The organism is Thermosporothrix hazakensis (assembly GCF_003253565.1).
In the GTDB taxonomy this organism is placed as follows: domain Bacteria; phylum Chloroflexota; class Ktedonobacteria; order Ktedonobacterales; family Ktedonobacteraceae; genus Thermosporothrix; species Thermosporothrix hazakensis.
On record NZ_QKUF01000008.1, the window covers coordinates 78,708 to 97,257 of the forward strand.

15 protein-coding genes are annotated in these 18,550 nt (G+C 55.1%); 7 read left to right on the plus strand and 8 right to left on the minus strand.

Annotated elements, in window-relative coordinates; genetic code table 11:
* The first annotated feature begins 285 nt into the window (after positions 1-285).
* The 5 genes from EI42_RS13495 (at position 286) to EI42_RS13515 (ending at position 6,758) form a co-directional block, all read left to right on the plus strand.
* Positions 286-1,389, plus strand: coding sequence for a LacI family DNA-binding transcriptional regulator (locus tag EI42_RS13495; protein ID WP_111322805.1), 1,104 nt, complete (start codon positions 286-288; stop codon positions 1,387-1,389).
* Positions 1,390-1,553: 164 nt separating this feature from the next.
* The gene (locus EI42_RS13500; RefSeq protein WP_246046268.1) at positions 1,554-3,257 is read left to right on the plus strand and encodes an ABC transporter substrate-binding protein; all 1,704 of its coding nucleotides are present in this window, start codon (positions 1,554-1,556) and stop codon (positions 3,255-3,257) included.
* A 75-nt stretch (positions 3,258-3,332) separates the two neighbouring features.
* Entirely contained in the window at positions 3,333-4,310 is a 978-nt protein-coding gene (locus tag EI42_RS13505; protein WP_111322809.1) for an ABC transporter permease, read from the plus strand.
* Between the two features lie 16 nt (positions 4,311-4,326).
* A complete protein-coding gene (locus tag EI42_RS13510; RefSeq protein WP_111322811.1) occupies positions 4,327-5,307 on the plus strand; it encodes an ABC transporter permease in 981 nt (326 codons plus the stop codon).
* Between the two features lie 53 nt (positions 5,308-5,360).
* A complete protein-coding gene (locus EI42_RS13515; RefSeq protein WP_111322813.1) occupies positions 5,361-6,758 on the plus strand; it encodes a GH1 family beta-glucosidase in 1,398 nt (465 codons plus the stop codon).
* A gap of 469 nt (positions 6,759-7,227) precedes the next feature.
* Here the strand turns inward: EI42_RS13515 and EI42_RS13520 are convergent, their stop codons facing one another.
* Genes EI42_RS13520 through EI42_RS13535 form a run of 4 tightly spaced genes read right to left on the minus strand, consistent with a single transcriptional unit; the run spans position 7,228 to position 11,929 of the window.
* On the minus strand, positions 7,228-8,019 hold the full coding sequence (locus EI42_RS13520; protein WP_111322815.1) for an enoyl-CoA hydratase family protein: 792 nt from the start codon (positions 8,017-8,019) through the stop codon (positions 7,228-7,230).
* A 14-nt stretch (positions 8,020-8,033) separates the two neighbouring features.
* The gene (locus EI42_RS13525) at positions 8,034-8,828 is read right to left on the minus strand and encodes an SDR family NAD(P)-dependent oxidoreductase (RefSeq protein ID WP_111322817.1); all 795 of its coding nucleotides are present in this window, start codon (positions 8,826-8,828) and stop codon (positions 8,034-8,036) included.
* Between the two features lie 56 nt (positions 8,829-8,884).
* Positions 8,885-11,029, minus strand: coding sequence for an oxidoreductase (locus EI42_RS13530; protein WP_111322819.1), 2,145 nt, complete (start codon positions 11,027-11,029; stop codon positions 8,885-8,887).
* A gap of 33 nt (positions 11,030-11,062) precedes the next feature.
* Complete coding sequence (locus tag EI42_RS13535; protein ID WP_111322821.1) at positions 11,063-11,929, minus strand: LLM class flavin-dependent oxidoreductase; 867 nt, start codon at positions 11,927-11,929, stop codon at positions 11,063-11,065.
* Positions 11,930-12,289: 360 nt separating this feature from the next.
* Between EI42_RS13535 and EI42_RS13540 the strand changes: the two genes are divergently transcribed.
* Positions 12,290-13,219 carry a GNAT family N-acetyltransferase gene (locus tag EI42_RS13540; RefSeq protein WP_111322823.1) on the plus strand — a complete coding sequence of 310 codons (930 nt, stop codon included), beginning with the start codon at positions 12,290-12,292 and terminating at the stop codon, positions 13,217-13,219.
* A 100-nt stretch (positions 13,220-13,319) separates the two neighbouring features.
* Here EI42_RS13540 and EI42_RS13545 read toward each other — a convergent pair whose 3' ends face one another.
* Positions 13,320-14,489, minus strand: a complete 1,170-nt coding sequence (locus tag EI42_RS13545) for a zinc-dependent alcohol dehydrogenase (protein WP_111322825.1) — start codon at positions 14,487-14,489, stop codon at positions 13,320-13,322.
* Entirely contained in the window at positions 14,486-15,274 is a 789-nt protein-coding gene (locus tag EI42_RS13550) for an SRPBCC family protein (protein ID WP_111322827.1), read from the minus strand. The genes EI42_RS13545 and EI42_RS13550 overlap by 4 nt, the downstream gene beginning before the upstream one ends.
* A gap of 222 nt (positions 15,275-15,496) precedes the next feature.
* Here EI42_RS13550 and EI42_RS13555 point away from each other — a divergent pair, with 222 nt between their 5' ends.
* Positions 15,497-16,228: a GNAT family N-acetyltransferase gene (locus EI42_RS13555; protein ID WP_111322829.1), complete on the plus strand. Its 732-nt coding sequence runs from the start codon at positions 15,497-15,499 to the stop codon at positions 16,226-16,228.
* Positions 16,229-16,233: 5 nt separating this feature from the next.
* Here EI42_RS13555 and EI42_RS13560 read toward each other — a convergent pair whose 3' ends face one another.
* Positions 16,234-17,487, minus strand: coding sequence for an adenosylhomocysteinase (locus EI42_RS13560; RefSeq protein ID WP_111322831.1), 1,254 nt, complete (start codon positions 17,485-17,487; stop codon positions 16,234-16,236).
* Positions 17,488-17,516: 29 nt separating this feature from the next.
* Positions 17,517-18,242 carry a TrmB family transcriptional regulator gene (locus EI42_RS13565; RefSeq protein WP_111322833.1) on the minus strand — a complete coding sequence of 242 codons (726 nt, stop codon included), beginning with the start codon at positions 18,240-18,242 and terminating at the stop codon, positions 17,517-17,519.
* Positions 18,243-18,550: the final 308 nt, after the last annotated feature.

The window sequence follows — 18,550 nt, forward strand, 5'->3', positions numbered from 1 at the left end:
CACACAATTTTCGATTGTTCTCTTAGCAGCGCCGTTAAACAATCATTGTTTTAGCAACGCTATTGTAGAGGAGAAGGGCAAGAAGTGCAATCGCTTGCCGAAACAGAAACGCCCCATACGCTCCCCAATTTGGGAACGGAAACCCTTGACAAGGAATATATCCATGATTATACTTACCTGTAACCGCTACCGTAAACGGTTACGAGAACGGTTACGAGAGAGAAAATAGGAAAATTCTCTCAGAGCAACGGCGCTCTACTTGACAGAGAGGATAGAAGGCACACAATGGCTGATAAGGTAACGATTAATGACATTGCACGACTGGCAGGCGTGTCCAAAGCGACCGTTTCACGGGTGCTGAATCGCAAACCCGATGTCGATCCGGCAACGCGGGAGCGCATTCTGCACATCATCGAAGAACAAAGCTTTGTGCCAAATATGGCGGCATCAGGCCTGGCAGGCGGACAGAGTCGACTCATCGGTGTGCTTGTACCCTCACTCACCTGGCATTTTATCCCCTACATCATTCGTGGAGTCGCCGAGGCCGTAGCACAGACCTCATATGATCTGGTGCTCTATAGCATGAATGATCTGGAGCAGGACAAGAGTGACGCTCTTGCCCGCATCCTCACAACCAAGCTCACAGCGGGGCTGCTTGGCATCGTTCCAGGCCAATCGGCAAAGTATGTGACGCGGTTGCATAAACATGGCATGCCTATAGTAATCATCGACGACCAGATCCAACCACCGGCACATATTCCCTGGGTTGGTGTTGACAACCTTTCGGGCGCATACACGGCTGTCCGTCACCTCATTCGCCTCGGACATCGACGCATAGCCCACATACGCGGCCCGATGCGCAACCTCTGCTGCCAGGAGCGGCACCAGGGCTACTGCAAAGCCTTGCAGGAAGCGGGAATTACCCCCAACCCTGAATGGATTCTCGACGGAGATTTCACCTCGGAGGGCGGCGAAATAGCTGCACGCAAGCTGTTTGCTCTGCCACCAGAGAAAAGACCTACCGCCATTTTTGCCAGTAGCGATCCAACCGCTTACGGGATTATCTCAGCGGCAGAAGAAGCAGGTGTTCGCATCCCCGGTGATATTGCACTGGTCGGGTTTGACGATCTGGAAACTTCGGCCTATATTCGTCCCGGTTTGACAACAATCCGCCAACCCTTTGTTGAGATGGGGCGAAAGGCGATGGAGCTGCTCTTTTCGATGCTCAACACACAACCCTTGTCGAAACAGCCCCTGTTGCATCAGCCATTTGGTGCAGCCAATCAAACGGAAAGTGAGCCCGTACGCGTCTATCTTGATACTCGTTTAGTTGTACGCGCATCTTGCGGCGCCTCCCAGGGCCCTCAATCCTTTGCGCAAGCAGTCTAAGCTCCGCAGGAAAACCACAAAGCATTTGTACAGTTCAATATTTTGCCTTATGGATCAGGGTAGATCCATTCATCCTGTTGTTAGGTTAGAAGGACAGAGAGCGCTGATATCTATTCTTCAAGGAATGGACATCATGGATCTGACTTCGTATCAGGAGGTAATCTGTGTCAACGCACTCCTTATTTACACCGTTCAAACGGCCAAAGAAGGCCGCTCTACCAGGAATACTTCTGACCGCTATGATGCTGCTCACCATCATCCTGACAGCATGTGGCGGTGGCGCCAACAACAATAATTCGGCAAAAGGGAACCAGGCCCTGACGGTCGCTCCCTCTCCGCAGGGCGACTTCTCCAAAAACTTCAACCCGATTGCAGCGCAGCCGACCTATGGCACACAGGGCTATATCTTTGAGACGCTTCTGTACTTCAACCGCGTCAATGGCAGCATCAAGCCCTGGTTGGCTGAAGACTACAAGTTCTCTGACGATGCAAAAACGCTGACCTTTAAGCTTCGTCAAAATGTCAAATGGAATGACGGTCAACCGTTCACTGCTGAGGACGTGGTATTCACGCTTGAGCTACCCAAAAAGAACCCCGCAGCCGACACAGGCGGCCTGTGGACCTGGCTGAAAGATGTCACTATGGTCGACGCTCATACCGTCACTGTGACCCTCAAGCAGGCCTATACACCGATTCTGTGGCAGTTAGGTGGTTCGACCTACATACTGCCCAAACATGTCTGGGAAAAAGTGGACGACCCGATTAAATTTATCAATGACAATCCAGTCGGCACCGGTCCGTATAAGCTCAAATCCTTCACGCCTCAGCTCGTCACCCTGGCCAAGAATGACCAGTACTGGCAGGAAGGTAAGCCCCAGGTCAAAGAGATTCGGGTTGTGGCTTTCAGCTCCAACACTAACGCCGAACTGGCCCTGAGCCGAGGTGAGATCGACTGGACCGGCCTTTTCATCCCCGACATCGATAAAACGTTCGTCAGCAAAAATAAGGATCATCATCACTACTGGTTCCCGCCCTCGAACGTGATTGTGCTGTACATGAACCTGACAAAGGCCCCCTTCAATGATCTGAAAGTGCGTCAGGCGCTGAGCTACGCTATCGACCGAGCCCAGATCGTCAAAGATGCTGAGAACGGCTATACCGTGCCAGCCTCCCCGACCGGACTGGTACTGCCAAACGAGCAGAAGTATCTCGCCTCCGAGTACCAGAACCTTGAATTCAAGCAGGATATGGAGAAGGCAAAGCAGCTTCTGGAATCCGCTGGCTTCAAGAAGGGCTCCGACGGCATCTATGCTGGCCCCGATGGCAAGAAGCTTTCCTTCAACATCAACGTCGTTTCCGGTTGGACCGACTGGGTGACCGCCGCGCAGATCATCTCGAAGAATCTTAAAGAGCTGGGCATCCAGGCAAACGTGAACACGATCGCCTATAATGCATACTTCAACGCGCTCCAGCTCGGCACGTACGAGACCTCGATTAGCTGGACCAACAATGGGCCTACCCCGTACTTCCTGCTGGAGGGCCTGCTGCACAGCACCAGGTCAGCAGATATCGGCAAGGCCGCTGTCTCCAACTTCGAGCGCTGGAAAGATGCTGAGACCGACAAGCTCTTAGATCAGTATGCCACCACAACGAATGAGGACAAGCAGAAAGAGGCCATTCAGGGCATCCAGAAGATTATGGTAGAGAAGCTTCCGGTTGTGCCTCTGTTCTATGGTCCGACATGGTACGAGTACAACTCGTCCCGCTTCACTGGCTGGCCTGACAAGGACAATGCGTATTCGGTACCCGCTCCTTTCACGTATCCTGATGCAGCAGTGACCGTGCTGAACCTGAAGCCAGCACAATAAGCTGCGGTGTGGGGTACAGCACTGTATCCCACACTTTCCCCACTTCGGTGAAGTGACGCGAAAGGAGTTATGGGTATGCGACAATTACTACGTCGTCTGTTTTTCTATTTGCTCGCTTTTTGGGCCTCGCTGACACTCAACTTCTTTATTCCACGTCTGGCCCCGGGCAACCCCGCAGGCGCTATGCTGGCTCGCTTTCAGGGACGCCTGCCACCTGAAGCCGTGAATGCACTTCTCCTTCAGTTTGGAGTGACCAACGAGCCACTCTGGATGCAGTACATACATTATTTAAATAGTCTGCTCCACGGTGATCTTGGCCTTTCTATCACCTACTATCCAACGCCTGTTTCAGCCATGCTGGCGCAAGAGCTCCCGTGGACCATCGCGCTCGTCGGAACCTCGGTGCTCATCAGCTTTGCTGTTGGGACGCTGATCGGCATCATCATCGCCTGGAAACGCGGCTCGTGGCTTGATACCATTCTGCCACCGATTATGAACTTTCTTGCCGCGATACCATACTTCTGGCTGGCCCTCCTGACGCTCTACATCCTGGCCTATACCATGAACTGGTTTCCGATCAGTGGCGGCTATTCGCTCGGCATGCTACCTGAATTCTCGTTCGACTTCATCAGCGATGCCATCTCACATGGCATCCTGCCAGCGCTGACCATTGTTGTCTCGTCTGTTTCCGGCTGGATGCTCGGCATGCGCAACGCGATGATCACCACGCTTTCAGAAGACTACGTGCTGATGGCGCAGGCAAAGGGCCTGACACCTCGCCGCGTGATGGTGGCGTATGCGGCTCGAAACGCCATTCTGCCAAACCTGACCGGCTTTGCCCTGTCGCTCGGTTCCGTGGTTGGCGGCGCCCTGCTGACCGAGATGGTGTTCTCATACCCCGGCATCGGGTTCGCGCTGCTACAGGCAGTTCACAACTCAGATTACCCGCTTCTTCAGGCGATCTTCCTGCTTATCACGCTGACTGTGCTGGTCGCCAACCTGCTGGTTGATCTGATCTATCTGGTACTTGATCCGCGCACACGACAAGGATAGGGGGTAAAAAGAGCGTATGAGCCTGGGTACAACTGCACCGATACCAAATCAGCCCGAAGCGACTGCTGAAGCAACGCTCAAACAACCCGGCCGATTGAGCATGCGACTCGCTGATATCCGACGCCTGCTCACTCAGAACCCGAAAGTGCTGATTGGCGTCATCATTGTGGGCTTTTTTGTGCTGGTTGCCCTGATCGGACCACTACTGGTACAGAAGGATCCAACCTTCTCGTATCCCGATAAGCTGGCAGCACCGTCGGCTGAACACTGGTTTGGTACAACCAAGCTTGGCGAAGATGTCTTTACTCAGTTGATCTACGGTACGCGTTCCTCCATTCTCTGGGGCTTCCTGACCGGCATCTTCGTGACAGTCATTTCTGTTGTTGTTGGCCTGACCGCTGGCTATTTTGGCGGCCTGGTCGATGACATCATTTCGCTGATTATTAACGTTTTTCTTGTGCTACCCGCCTTTCCGCTGGCCGTCCTGATTGCGGCCTATATTCCGTTTAAAGGCTCGATTACCGTGACGATCGTGATCGCTCTGACAAGCTGGGCCTGGGGCGCACGTGTCCTTCGCGGACAAACCCTCTCGATGCGCAAACGGGACTTCATCGAGGCCGCCCGTTCCAGCGGCGAAAGCAGCTTTCACATCATCTTCTGGGAGATTCTCCCCAACCAACTGGCAATCATTGCCGCGAACATCATTGGCACGGTTGTGTATGTTATTCTCGCCGAGGCCGGCCTGGAATTCCTCGGCCTGGGCGATACCACTACCGTAAGCTGGGGCACCATGTTCTACTGGGCGCAGAACAACGATGCGCTCTTGCTGGGCGCGTGGTGGTGGTTCCTACCACCGGGCGTCTGCATTGCATTGCTTGGCGCTGGCCTTTCCTTGATCAACTTTGGAATCGATGAATACGCCGATCCGCGCCTGCGCCGGGAGCGCATTCCAAAAGCGATTCTGCGCAAACTCCGTATGCTCCAGAAGGGACAATAAAGCGCAACAGAGTCGTTTATCACAACGAAAGAACAAAGGGTTTTAATGACGATATGAGCACCACCAGGAATATCTTACTGACCGAAACCGAGCGCTCGCTTGCCGCCTCCTTCCCGGCCTCCTTCCACTGGGGAGCTGCAACCGCTTCCTATCAGATTGAGGGCGCGACCAGAGAAGATGGACGTGGCCCTTCCATCTGGGACGCCTTTTCCGAAACGCCCGGCAAGGTTTATCAGGGTCATACGGGTGAGGTTGCAGCCGACCACTATCACCGCATGGCTGAAGATGTCGCGCTGATGGCGAAACTCGGTCTGGATAGCTACCGCTTCTCGATTGCATGGCCGCGTATCCTGCCCAAAGGAACCGGAGCCATCAACGAGAAGGGGCTGGATTTCTATGATCGGCTGGTTGACGCCCTCCTTGCACATCAGATTCAGCCATATGTCACGCTCTATCACTGGGATCTTCCCCTGACGCTCCATCAGCGTGGCGGCTGGCTCTCGCGTGAAACCGCCTTCGCGTTCGCCGACTATGCCGAAATTGTCGCTCGTCGCCTCGGTGATCGCGTCAAGCACTGGATAACGCTGAATGAGCCGTGGTGCTCAGCCTATCTTGGCTATGCTGTCGGTGTGCACGCACCCGGTATGCAAGACAGACAGGCAGCAGTAAATGCCGGTCATCACCTCCTGCTCGCTCACGGGCTGGCTGTGCCACGCGTTCGGGCCGCTTCGCCTGATTGCAAGCTTGGTCTCGCGCTGAATCTCGGTCCCAGGTATCCCGGTGACGACCGCCCGGAGACCGCTCGTGACCTGGATCGAGCCGATATGTTCGCGAATCGCTGGCTGCTCGATCCGCTCTATCGTGGCAGTTATCCAGCACAGCTTTTCGAGCTGATGGAGCTGGACGCCCCTCCGATTGAAGAGGGCGACCTGACGATCATCTCGACACCAATCGATTTTCTGGGCCTCAACTACTACACCCGCGCCGTTGTGTACGGGCAGGAACAGCCACCACATCCGGACGCCTGCAAGGAGTCGAACCCCGCCGACGCCACATATACCGCGATGCAGTGGGAGATCTTCCCTCAGGGCCTGCGTGATATGCTCGTGCGCCTGCATCAGGAATACCATATTCCATCGCTGTACATTACCGAGAACGGCGCAGCCTTCAACGATACCTGGAATGGTGGCGAGACGATCAGCGATCCAGGGCGCGTCAGCTACCTGCGTGACCATATCGCAGCGGTTGCCGACGCGATTCGCGATGGCGCACCAGTTGATGGCTATTTCGTCTGGTCGCTCATGGACAACTTCGAGTGGGCCTACGGCTACGACAAGCGCTTCGGCATCGTCTACGTCGACTACGAGAGCCAGCAGCGCGTTATCAAGGAAAGCGGGCGCTGGTACGCGCAACATATTGCAGCCTTCCACGATATACATCGGCCCTTGTAACCTCCTTGAAGCAGTATCCGCATCCCTCGGGTGCTGCTTCCCTTTCTCCTCCTTCCAGCACAACTTTTCGACGTTCAGCACGTAGTATTTGTTCGTTTACTTGTCTGCTTGTTTATGTATCCAATCCTCAACCGTCACAGGAGTTGCTGCAAGTACTCAGCATAGACAAGTTAGCTCGATAGATACAGGTGATCGTGTTTTGGAGCTTGAAAGCATGCTTTCTCGCCTTCACTTCACTCACTTCTGTTTATATCAGATTGCGCGTCTTCAATCAAGAACAAAAGTACCTTAGTACCAGGAACAATTTTCAAAGAAAGAGTCGATTTAGCAAGAAAGGAATATTCCCTAAAAGGAACTGCATAGCAAGCATACAGACGCCAGAGTAGCTTTAGAGGCCCGCTAATAGCTCTTTCATGCAGAGGAGAGGAAAGCCATACAGAAGAGGCCTCCTCTCGCTACAGAAGCTCGTTTACCGTCCATTAAAGCGCGGGGACTCCTTTGCCTTAAACGCTTCATAAAAGCGGCGATGATCCTCACCCATCAACAGGAGCGCCTGCGCCTGCGCCTCTACCTCAAGCGCCGAAGTCAGGTCCATATGCTGCTCTTGATTCAGCAGCCGCTTTGTCATTGCAAGCGCAAACGTCGGCCCCTGAGCCAGTCGCGAGGCCCATTCCCGCGCCGTCGAAAGCAGCTCTGTATGGGGGACAACCCGATTCACCAGGCCGTAGCGCTCAGCCGTCGCCGCGTCTATCGTATCGCCGAAATACAACAGCTCGCTTGCTCGGCCCATCCCAACAACACGCGGCAACAGATAGGCCGCTCCCATGTCCGCCCCGGTCAGCCCAACCTTCGAGAAGAGAAACGCGATTCGTGCCCTCTCCGAGGCCAGACGCAGATCAGAAGCCAACGCAAGCACAGCCCCGGCTCCTGCCGTCATTCCGTTCAATGCCGCGATAATGGGCTTCTCAAGCATCCGCATATTGTGTACGACTTCTCCGGTCATCCTCGTAAAATCAAGGTGCGCCTTCATATCGCGTTGCAGCAGTTCCCCGATGATTTTATGCACATCTCCGCCCGAACAGAAGCCCTCGCCGGCTCCCGTCAAAATCACAACCTGCACGCCGTCGTTCCGCCTCAGATCAGCAAAGAGATCCCGCAGTTGCGCATACACCTCGAACGTCAGCGCGTTCATCACCTCAGGCCGATTCAGGGTAATCGTTGCGACGCTATCCTGCACCTCGTAGAGAAAGTCATAGCTCATCAGTTCCCTCTTTTCTATGACATAACCGCTCCACCATCAAGATTAATGGCCTGCCCTGTAATACCTTTACTGATGTCTTGAGCAAGATACAGCGCGAGCCCGGCAACCTCATCAGGCTCGATTAACCGTTGTTGTGGACTCATCTTTGCCAGCGTTGCCCGTATCTCCTGTTCTGTTTTTCCGGTCAGTCTCATCATATTCTGAACGTTTCCGTCGGTCATCGGCGTATCAACATAACCGGGACAGATCGCGTTAACGGTGATGTTATAGGGAAGCAATTCGGCAGCGAGCGCTCTTGTCAGGCCCAGAACGCCGTGTTTTGAGGCTGTATATGCCGCGATATAACGATCTCCAATACGCGACGCAATTGAGGCAATCGTGATAATGCGCCCGCTCTTCTGAGCGATAAAACGGGGAACAAAGGCTTTACAGACATAGTAGACGCTGGTCAGGTTGATCGCAAGCATGCGGTGCCAGAGCTCGTCAGGGTGATCCAGAAACTTATGGCTTCCGGCATTTCCGGCATTATTAACCAGAATATCACAGCCTCCCAGGCCAGACGCCAGCGTTTCGGCCATATGGCGTACCTGCTCGGGGTTGGTCACATCGCAGGTAACGGCCAGGCTTCGGCGCCCCATCGCCTCGATCTCGTGAACCAGCGTATCCAGATCCGCTGCCGTGCGAGCTGTGACACCCACATCAGCACCCGCCCGAGCAAGCGTCAGCGCGATACTGCGCCCGATGCCGCGGCCCGCCCCTGTGACGACCGCTCGCTTGCCTTGCAACGGCGCGTACACCTCGTTCGCCATACCTGTTTCTCCTCTCTCAAAATAATCGTTGCTTTCTCACTCTATGGTTTCTCACTTCAGATAGAATCGGCCGATTCCAGTATACAGAGATCAGCGCGACTGGCAGCAAGCACCGTATTGACTGCATTCTTATCCGTCAGATAGCCGCCAACCAGCGTCGGAAGCCCGACCACGTTCCGAATAGAATCGCTGAAAGCAGTCAGGTAGCCGCGCCGGTACCCCAATTCGCTTGCAGGTGTTGTCTGGCCCGCCTGAATCCAGAAAAGATCACAGCCTCGCTCACGGAACGCCGTTGCCACCTGTACAGCCTCCTCCACATCAGCACCTCCCTTGACGCCATCACTGGCAGAAAGCACAATCCCAAGCGGCTTCTCAGCAGGCCATACACGCCGCACCGCCTCAAAGACCTCAAGCGGATAGCGCATCCGTCGCTCCAGCGATCCACCATACGCATCGGTACGCTGATTGGTCAATGGTGAAAGGAAGCTGGCGAGCAGATAGCCGTGTGCGCAATGGAGAAACAGGAGATCAGCCCCCGTTTCTGCTGCCAGCACAGCCGCAGCCACAAAGGCCTGGCGCACGCGCTCTAACGCCTCGGCGTCCATTGCTTTCGGCGTCTGGCTGAAAGGAGTGTAGGGCAGCGGCGAGGGAGCGAGCAGCGGCCATGTGTTCGTCTGAAGTGGCCTATCGAGCCCATTCCCACGCGGTCGAGTCGCGCCGCGCCTGCCAGCATGCCCGATCTGCAAGCCAACGCGTGCCCCTGGCGTCGCATGAACCGCCTGCACAAGCGCTTTCCAGGCCGCTCCATGCTCCGACTGATACAGACCCGGACAGTGGGGCGTTATTCGGCCCTCCGGCGACACAGCCGCGATCTCACCGAGCACCAGGCCCGCACCCGAAGCCGCTATAGAGGCCATCTGAGAACAGTATTCATTGCTGATTCGGCCATCCTGTGCGGGGACAGCAGCCAGCGGAGCACTCACGATCCTGTTGCTCAGCGCAAGACCACGCAACGCGAAAGGCGTAAAGAGCGGAGGCGGCGCAACAAGCGGCTCTACAGCATCATTCCTCTGCCGTGCCCACCACCTATCTACCGCATCACCGAAACGGCTATCGCGCAGGCGTAAATCATCGTAGGTCATACGCCCGCTCCGAGTGAGAAGCTGGAAAGCAAAGGGGAGTGGCTCAAGACGGAGATAGCGGCTTATCGATTCAAAATAGAGGCGGCTTTCATTCGCAGCCTGCTGAAATAGTTCAACGACCGGCCTGCGTTCCTGCTCATACTCGTCGAGCGCTCGTGGCAGATCATCATGCAGCTCCAGTACTCGCGCCAGGCTGATTGCATCCTCCATCGCCAGCTTTGTGCCAGAGCCGATGGAGAAGTGCGCCGTATGCACTGCATCCCCCAGAAGCACGATGTTCTGATAAGACCACTTACGCGTCTTGAGCGTGGGGAAGTTGATCCAGCGCGAGTTGTTGGCAAGCAACGACGCCCCTTTCAAATCCCTTGCGAAGAGGCGCTGACAATAGGCCACGCTTTCGGCCTCGCTCGCCTGATCCAGCCCCGCCCGCAGCCATGTATCCTCATGGCATTCCACTATAAATGTGCTGGAAGTGCCGCTTGAAGGATAGGCATGCACCTGAAAAAGCCCATGCTCATTCTCACGAAACAGGAAGGTGAAAGCATCCAGCACGCGATCAACACCGAGCCAGATATAACGCGCCTTCCCGAGCTCAATCGCAGGGCGGAGCACGTCAGCCAGCTCCCTGCGCACCACACTGTGAATGCCGTCAGCGGCGATCAGCAAATCATAGTTCTCGTTGAGCTCCGCAAGGCCGTGCAGCTCATGCCGAAAACAGAGCGTCACCCCCAGTTCCAGACAGCGCTGTTGCAGGATATGTAAGAGAGTATGACGCGCGATACTCGCAATAACGTGTCCTCCGCACTGAATCACCTCATCCCGGTAGTGCACATCTATTGCATCCCAGATCACAAAATGCTCGCTGATCTGCTCAAAGCTCTTGTAGTCAGCGCGCTGAAAAGAAGCAAGCGTCCGATCAGAAAACACGACGCCCCACCCATAGGTCACGTCGGCTGGATTGCGTTCGAGAACGGTGATCTCCCAATCGCGGTGAGCCTTTTTGAGCAGCAAGGCGCTATACAGGCCTGCCGGGCCACCGCCAGCAACAATAATCTTCATAACAAACAGCCTGAAGCCTTTCTCATGTCTCGACTAGAAGCGCTCGTAGTCGATACCTGCCAGAACTTCAGCAAGGCGCTTGAGCTGGTCAAGGGAAGCAACCGTAGGGAGTAATACAAGCTCATCACAGCCAGCCTCAGCATAGCCGCGAATATACTGTGCAATCGCCTGTGGCGTGGTTAACAAACCTGACGCCACTTTTTCCGCGAAAGTTCCGGTAAACGCGTAATACTCCTTCAGATAGCGTTCTCCGGAAAGAAGGTCATCTTCATCTCCAAGCGCGAAATAGGCTTGTGCCCAGAGTTGCGGCTTCCCCGGCCTTCTCATATCACTCCATGCAGCACGCGTTTTATCGGCAGCACGAGCAAACGACCTGGGTGGACCGCCACCATGGACATAGCCGTTGGCATAGCGGGCAATACGCGTAAACACCTGATCGTTCTGCCCGCCAACAAGGACCGGAGGCCCCTCAGGATGAGCCGGAGACGGGCCAATAGCAGGATCTTCCCAATATGCCCGTAAGAGCGAAAGCTGCTCGACAAAGCGCTTTCCACGTGAACGATACTCGATACCGGCGGCTTCGTAATCCTCGCGGCGGGCTCCAACAGCCATCCCCAGAACCAGACGTCCACCGGACAAGGCGTCAATACTGGCAGACGCCTTCGCAAGCCGAAGCGTGTTATAAAGAGGTCCAATAATAATCATCGTGACCAGCCGCGTGCGTTGCGTCACAGCCGCAGCGGAGGCCAGAGCGACGAGAGGATCAAACGTGTCATAGCAGAGCCGATCAACCACACCGAGGCTGGAAAACGGGCCTGTATCGGCCAAACGAGCCCACTCGATCAAGAGATGACCGTCCACCCCGGGCACGCCAGCGGGCAAGCCCACACCTATGCGCATAATGCAACCCCCTTGTTGCTTGAATTTCCTGCCAGGGATACTTTCAGTATGCCACATTCGTTCCCTTTCTCTCAAGCCCCGCTTGTTTTCATAGCAGATTCTTCTTGTCCGATTTTTTCTCTACCGCCTCAAACCGGACAAGCACAAATAGGAGAGCGCTCTTCCCGGCACAACAGGGTCAGAATAGAGCTATACTCGTATCATCAGCAGCGGGCACCTGTTTGTATACGTTCCACGCGCAACACCGTATCTTGAGTAGTATGCAACAAACAAAAAAGAAGACATGAAGAGCGAGCAGGGATTCTAGCGCATATCGCTCTATCGTGCTCTGCTATCTGGCAGGAAGAAAGAGAGAAACGTATGCAAAGCAACAGTACTATCCATTATCGAAACTTCAATCCGCAGAGCGATTTCACCGCGCTTCTCAGGCTTCTCGAAGCAGCAAAGGAAGCTGACCAGAGCAATGAAGATGTCAGCGAGGAGACACAACGCGAATGGCTTGATCTGTTCGCGCAGGAGCCAGAGGAGGCCCGCCGCGTTGCCTGCGCCGCTGATGAGCTGGTTGGCTATGGTTTTGTGCTCAAAGCGCCGCTTGATAAAGAAGCCGATCTCGCGGTAACTGTTCACCCGGCATGGCGTGGGAGCGGCATCGGAAGCCGGCTTCTGGCCGATCTGGAACAGCATGCTCGCTCGCGTGGAGCCACGTTTACGCGTGCCTACGCTGATGTCCGCCATCAGGAGGCAAACCGCTTTCTGCGGCAGCGAGGCTATGAGCCCGTTTCGACCTATACGCGCCTGAATATCGCGGCAGATACTCCCTTCCCGCAACCAACCTTCCCGGAAGGCTTCGTACTGAAACCATATGAGCAGGTACAGGATGTCGATGTCTTGCTTGAAGCGGTCAATCGTGGCTATGAAGGTCTATGGGGACACCACACGATCAGGCGCGAGGAGCTGGCTGAAAGGTTGCCAGAACAGGACACAGCGGGGCGGCTCCTGCTCTTTGCCCCTGATGGTCACGTTGTTGGGCTGACCTGGGCGAAGCTAAAGCAACCATCCGGCCTGATCGATGCTCCCGGTGTGGTTCCCGAATATCGCACAGCAGGCCTCTATCTTCCGTTGACGCTCGCGGCACTCACCTGGCTTCAGGAGCGGGGGGCAACCTCAATTGATCTCGAATCATGGGGTGATGCTCCCGAAACGATTGACCTCTATCGCACGCTTGGTTTTGTGACGGTTCAGGAAGAGCTCTCATACCAACACTCGCTGGGGGCCGGGACTGCACTATAACCAGAACGCACAGCCACTTTAGCTGAAGAAATACTGCGGGCAGCCAGGTAAATGGCTACCCGCAGTGAGAAGCACAAAACCAACAAGGGAGATGGAGAACTCACGGACGAAATACTACCCGCAAGCATTCATCCTCTTTATGCTTGAATAGCTCGAAGCCCTGGGCGGCCTCGTCCAGACTCATGCGATGGGTGACGACAAACGTGGGGTCAACCTCGCCCTTTGCCACGCGCTCCATCAACATGTGTGTATAGCGCTGTGCGTGCATCTGGCTCATGCGCAGCGTCAGCCCCTTCGTGAAGGCCGCACCAAGCGGGAACTTATCTAAGAAGCCGCCATAGACGCCCATGATTGAGACCACGCCGCCCTTACGACACGCCTGTATCGCCTGCCGTACCGCAGTCGCTCGATCAGTTGTCAGGCGAACGGTCTGCCGTACCTTATCATAGAGGCCAAGCAGGCTTGGGCCATGCGCCTCCATTCCGACCGCATCAATACAGGCGTCAGGACCCCTTCCACCTGTCATCTGCTTGAGTTCCTCTACCACATCTGTTCCCTCATAATTCAGCGGCACCGCATGACAATAATCTCTGGCAACGCGCAACCGCTCGGGAAAGCGGTCGATCGCAATCACCTGCTCTGCACCAAGCATCCGAGCACTAATCATTGCGAACAGGCCAACCGCGCCACATCCCCAGACAGCCACGGTATCGCCCGGCTTGATATCGCAGTAGTCAGCACCCGTGTAGCCCGTCGGGAAGGCATCCGAGATAAACAGCGCTTGCTCGTCCGACACACCATCCGGCACCTTGACCGGCCCGATATCCGCAAAGGGAACACGCACATACTCCGCGTGGCTGCCTCCATAGCCGCCGTACAGGTGCGAATATCCGTAGATCCCGGCGGGCGCAAAACCATACATTGCCTCTGCCATCCAGGCATTCGGGTTCGAGTTGTCACACAAGGACCACAGGTTATTGCGGCAATAGTAGCATTTTCCGCAGGCGATTACCGATGGCACAACAACACGATCCCCCTTCCGAAGCGTCTTGACCTCTTTCCCCACCTCAACAACTTCACCCATGAACTCATGGCCAATCACATCGCCCTTCTGCATTGTAGGGATATAGCCATCATAAAGATGCAGGTCTGAGCCACAAATAGTTGTGGCCGTTACCTTCACAATCGCATCACGCGGGTTGATGATTTGTGGATCAGGAACGCGCTCGATCTGCACATTCGTGATCCCGTTCCAGCAGACAGCCCTCATGCATTCCTCCTTGCTTCCTTTTCGCTCTCCCGGGGCTGTGCCTGAGGCAGCTCGCCTGCTTCCATCAGCGCTTTCAAACGGCGCAACTCTTCTCGCACAAGCTGTTCAGGCACTCGACTGAGAATCATGCCAGAAGGTATGATATTCAACAACGACAGCTTGTCAGGGCGCTTAAACTCAACTTCCAGTGTCACAATCGTACCCTGATCAGCGGGCGCAGGGTCAAAGCGGATCCGCCCGCCCACGCTCTCCAGCCGCTCCCCCATAAAACGCCAGGCAATCAGGCGCTCGGGTATATCCTCAGTTAGAACGGAATCCCACTCGACGAACTCACCTCCGGGCAGGCGTACCAGCCAGTGCCAGGACTTGTCTCCGATGGGCGTGATCTGTTCAACAAACGGATGAACTGGCACCGTCCCGGCGAAGTCTCGCCAGAAATGATACAGCTCGTCAGCAGGCCGCAGGATAGTCACGGCTCGCTTGACTCTGACACCAGAGCCGTCAGGAAGCGGCATCACGGTACTCGGGCTCTCCTTAACCGTGTTGAGATCAAGCAAGCGATACAACACACTTCTCCCGGTGAGCCCACGATAGAGCAGCAGACCACCAAGCGCAGTTGTCAATCCCACCGTTTTGCGCCGCCAGAGCCCACAGAGTGTCAGCGCTGCTCCCGCGATCGTCGAAAGAAGGCGCTCTTCTCGCCCGACATTGACCTGCTGCCAGGAACGAGGATCATACTTGAGTTGTAATGTATCCCGTTGATCTTGTTCTGATGCAACCGTCATCGCTCCTTGACTCCATTTCCGCTTTTATGGCTCATTCGTCTACTATAGATGCAACTTTACAGCTTACAGGCCCGGGCCCAACATACGTAGAAAAGACTCCGTATACTTTCCATTGCACGAATCAGCAAAGAAAAAAGTGGCAGGATCATGTACAAAAGACGAAGTTAGCTCTATACTGAGATCATCAATACAGACGCGTCGGATTCTTGAAATAGAGGATGTATGTCGACTGAGGTAGCAATCAGGGAGTTTCTGGCAGGGTGGACCTACAGCCGCTCATTCCCGGGAACAGCGTATCAGCATTATAAGCCGCTTTTCCATGTTCACTTTGGGGATAGGAGATATGGCCGCTTTGATGAGCTCCTGCTTCTCGAACCAGCAGAACCTGCGCACGTTATCAGGTGCGCTGCTTGCCTGATAACCGGACCGCACTGGCTCACCATCTTTGCATCTGGGCAGGATCAAGCGGCTCTAGAAGCGGCTTACACGCGCGCTGGCTACAAACTGAGATATCAAGAAACGCTGATGGAAAAGGCGCTTGCAGCCGAGCAGCCGCCCGTTCTACCGGCCAGGCTCTCGTTGCAAACGCTCTCACACGTATCAGATCAGGCGTGGCAGGAGCGCTTTTTTGCCGCGCTCCCATCTTATGCGCAAATGGCTCTGGAAGCGCCCCGGCTCACGCACTATCGGGTGCTTATCGAAGGGAAGAGTGTGGCCAGCGCCCGTAGTAGCATCACACCGCATTCCAGCCTCTGCGTTGATGAGGTATACACTGATCCTGCATTTCGCCGCCGTGGCCTGGCTTCCATCTTGATACAGCAGTTGCTTTATGATGCTTCTCTCTCAGGCATACACACAAGCGTCCTGCTCGCCAGCGAGATGGGCAAACCGCTCTACCTCAAGCTGGGCTACCGCGCCCTCGCTACCGCCCTGATCTTCGAGAAGAAGGAGTGATCTGCCTACTCCGCCGTCCCATACTGCCATGACGCCTGATAGGTAAGCTGATCAGCGTTGAGCGTATCAAGCCGGATGCCAAGCGCTTTCAGCTTCAACTGTGCCACACGCTCATCAAGCTCAGCAGGCACGTTGTGGACCCCGGGAGGCAACCGGTGTTCCGTACAGAGCAGGTAATAGGTGCTGAGCGCCTGACCCGCGAAACTGAGATCCATCAATGCGGCTGGACTGGCTTCAGCCGCAACCTGACCCACAAGTCGCCCCTGACCAAGCAGGTAGACATTGCGCCCGTTGGGTAGTTGATATTCAACCAGATGATCCCGAATTTCCTGGGTCTGCACGGCGGTCTGCTCAAGCGCCGCTACATCGATCTCAACATTGAAATGGCCGGAATTCGCGAGCAGCGCGCCATCCTTCATCTGCAAAATGTGCTCTTTGCGAATCACACCTTTCATCCCCGTCGCAGTCACAAAGATGTCTCCAAGCGGAGCAGCCTCTTCCATTGGCAATACCTGAAAGCCTTCAAAGTACGCTTCCAGCGCTCTGGTCGGGTTGATCTCGCACACGATCACGCGAGCGCCCATGCCTCGCGCCCTCGCAGCAATCCCGCGGCCACACCATCCATAGCCCGCAACTACAAATGTCGAGCCAGCAAGCAGTGTATTGGTTGCGCGTAGAATACCGTCTATCGTGTTCTGCCCCGTTCCAAAGCGATTATCGAAATAATGCTTTGTCGGCGTATCATTGACCGCGATTACCGGAAAGCGTAGTAGCTTATCCGAAGCAAGCGCACGAGTACGAACAACACCCGTGGTTGTTTCTTCAATACCAGCGACAACGCTTCCTGATGATGACCGTTTGTGCAGCTCAACGATCAAGTCGGCGCCATCATCCATGACCAGGTGCGGATCAATATCAAGAACTTGTTCAACATGACGTCGATATGTCGGGAGGTCTTCACCATTTATCGCATACACCTGCATTCCCTCCTCAACCAGAGCCGCACAGACATCATCAAAGGTAGAAAGCGGGTTAGAAGCGCAGAGAGCAATTTCAGCTCCACCCGCATGCAGGGTTGAAAGCAGCACAGCCGTCTCGGTCGTGATGTGGAGTGAAACAGCCAGACGCTTGCCTTGAAACGGCTGTTGCGCCGCAAACTCTTCTCGAAGCTGATTCAGCACTGGCATATGACGTGCCGCCCAGCGGATCCGCTTTCGTCCACGTTCTGCCAGAGCAATATCACGAATGTCGTAGTTCACAGAATGCATCCTTTCATTACAGGACTCGATCAAGCGACCGAGTGTCGAAGACGCCGTTGTTTCCGCTCTTCCCAATCCAACCAACTCTTCTCGGAGCGCTGCAGGGTGTCGAGAGATGCGGCACTATCAATCAGCGTCTGCTGCGTAAAGAAGCCACGAAGAGCAAACAAGAGAGCCGTATTCGAGCTTGCAACAGCCTGAGCATTCTCTGTCTCCTCCGCCGTTCCGACAAGCGCTTCGGTATCGTCGCAGAGCAACAGCAGCGTTCCCTGCTTGACCTGCCGGGAAATCACGTGACAGCCACGCGCCTGCTTCAACGACTCGGACAGCTCACGCAGACAATCCGGGGAACCAGCTACCGACACGGTAAAACGCGCTCCCTCGATCATCGCTCGCGCCCGATCCAGAATGGCCTGACGACCGCGTACCACCCAGAATTCAGCCAGATTCTGCCCCTGTGCCAGCGTGGCGATCGAGTCGGTGAGCGCATTCAGCGTATTTTCCATCGTGGAGCGCATTTGTGCAAGAAACAGGCGAGGTTCCAGCGCCCGATAACGCGGCGGATTGCCCGGCTGGACCAACGCCAATCCCTTTTCAACCAGACGCTCAAGCACTTCATAGCTGCGCGAAAGCGGCACCTGGGAGTGCTTCCCAACCTCGTAACCGGTCAATGCATCGTGCTTGAGCAGGGTATAATATGCCTCGGCCTCATACTTGTTCAGGCCAACCTGTTGCAATAGCTCTACTGTCGTCATCTCTCTCTCCAATATAGTAACCACTATAGTAGTTACTAGTATAGACGAAACCGCAGCAGGAATTCAAGGCCCTCTTAAACAGCAGATTCCGCCTGTTGTCTCCGGAAAACGATGCATGATTGCTGAAAAAGGGCAATACATGGTAAAAATAAAAGAGAAGACAGTGAAAGAGCAGATGACGGAGAATACGGCAAATTCAGGGTTAGCAAGAAAAGAGGAATATCCTGCTTGACCGGCCCCGGGCCTCTGTCGGGTTCCGGCTGTTCTTCTATTGCTGTTATATCGGGATTACGCTTTTCTTCTCAGGG

Coding starts and splice junctions, on each gene's coding strand:
- EI42_RS13515 (WP_111322813.1), top strand. CDS start 5,361: ATGAGCACCACCAGGAATATCTTACTGACCGAAACCGAGCGCTCGCTT.
- EI42_RS13555 (WP_111322829.1), top strand. CDS start 15,497: ATGTCGACTGAGGTAGCAATCAGGGAGTTTCTGGCAGGGTGGACCTAC.
- EI42_RS13510 (WP_111322811.1), top strand. CDS start 4,327: ATGAGCCTGGGTACAACTGCACCGATACCAAATCAGCCCGAAGCGACT.
- EI42_RS13540 (WP_111322823.1), top strand. CDS start 12,290: ATGCAAAGCAACAGTACTATCCATTATCGAAACTTCAATCCGCAGAGC.
- EI42_RS13530 (WP_111322819.1), bottom strand. CDS start 11,029: ATGAAGATTATTGTTGCTGGCGGTGGCCCGGCAGGCCTGTATAGCGCC.
- EI42_RS13505 (WP_111322809.1), top strand. CDS start 3,333: ATGCGACAATTACTACGTCGTCTGTTTTTCTATTTGCTCGCTTTTTGG.
- EI42_RS13520 (WP_111322815.1), bottom strand. CDS start 8,019: ATGAGCTATGACTTTCTCTACGAGGTGCAGGATAGCGTCGCAACGATT.
- EI42_RS13565 (WP_111322833.1), bottom strand. CDS start 18,242: ATGACGACAGTAGAGCTATTGCAACAGGTTGGCCTGAACAAGTATGAG.
- EI42_RS13550 (WP_111322827.1), bottom strand. CDS start 15,274: ATGACGGTTGCATCAGAACAAGATCAACGGGATACATTACAACTCAAG.
- EI42_RS13525 (WP_111322817.1), bottom strand. CDS start 8,828: ATGGCGAACGAGGTGTACGCGCCGTTGCAAGGCAAGCGAGCGGTCGTC.
- EI42_RS13535 (WP_111322821.1), bottom strand. CDS start 11,929: ATGCGCATAGGTGTGGGCTTGCCCGCTGGCGTGCCCGGGGTGGACGGT.
- EI42_RS13545 (WP_111322825.1), bottom strand. CDS start 14,489: ATGAGGGCTGTCTGCTGGAACGGGATCACGAATGTGCAGATCGAGCGC.
- EI42_RS13495 (WP_111322805.1), top strand. CDS start 286: ATGGCTGATAAGGTAACGATTAATGACATTGCACGACTGGCAGGCGTG.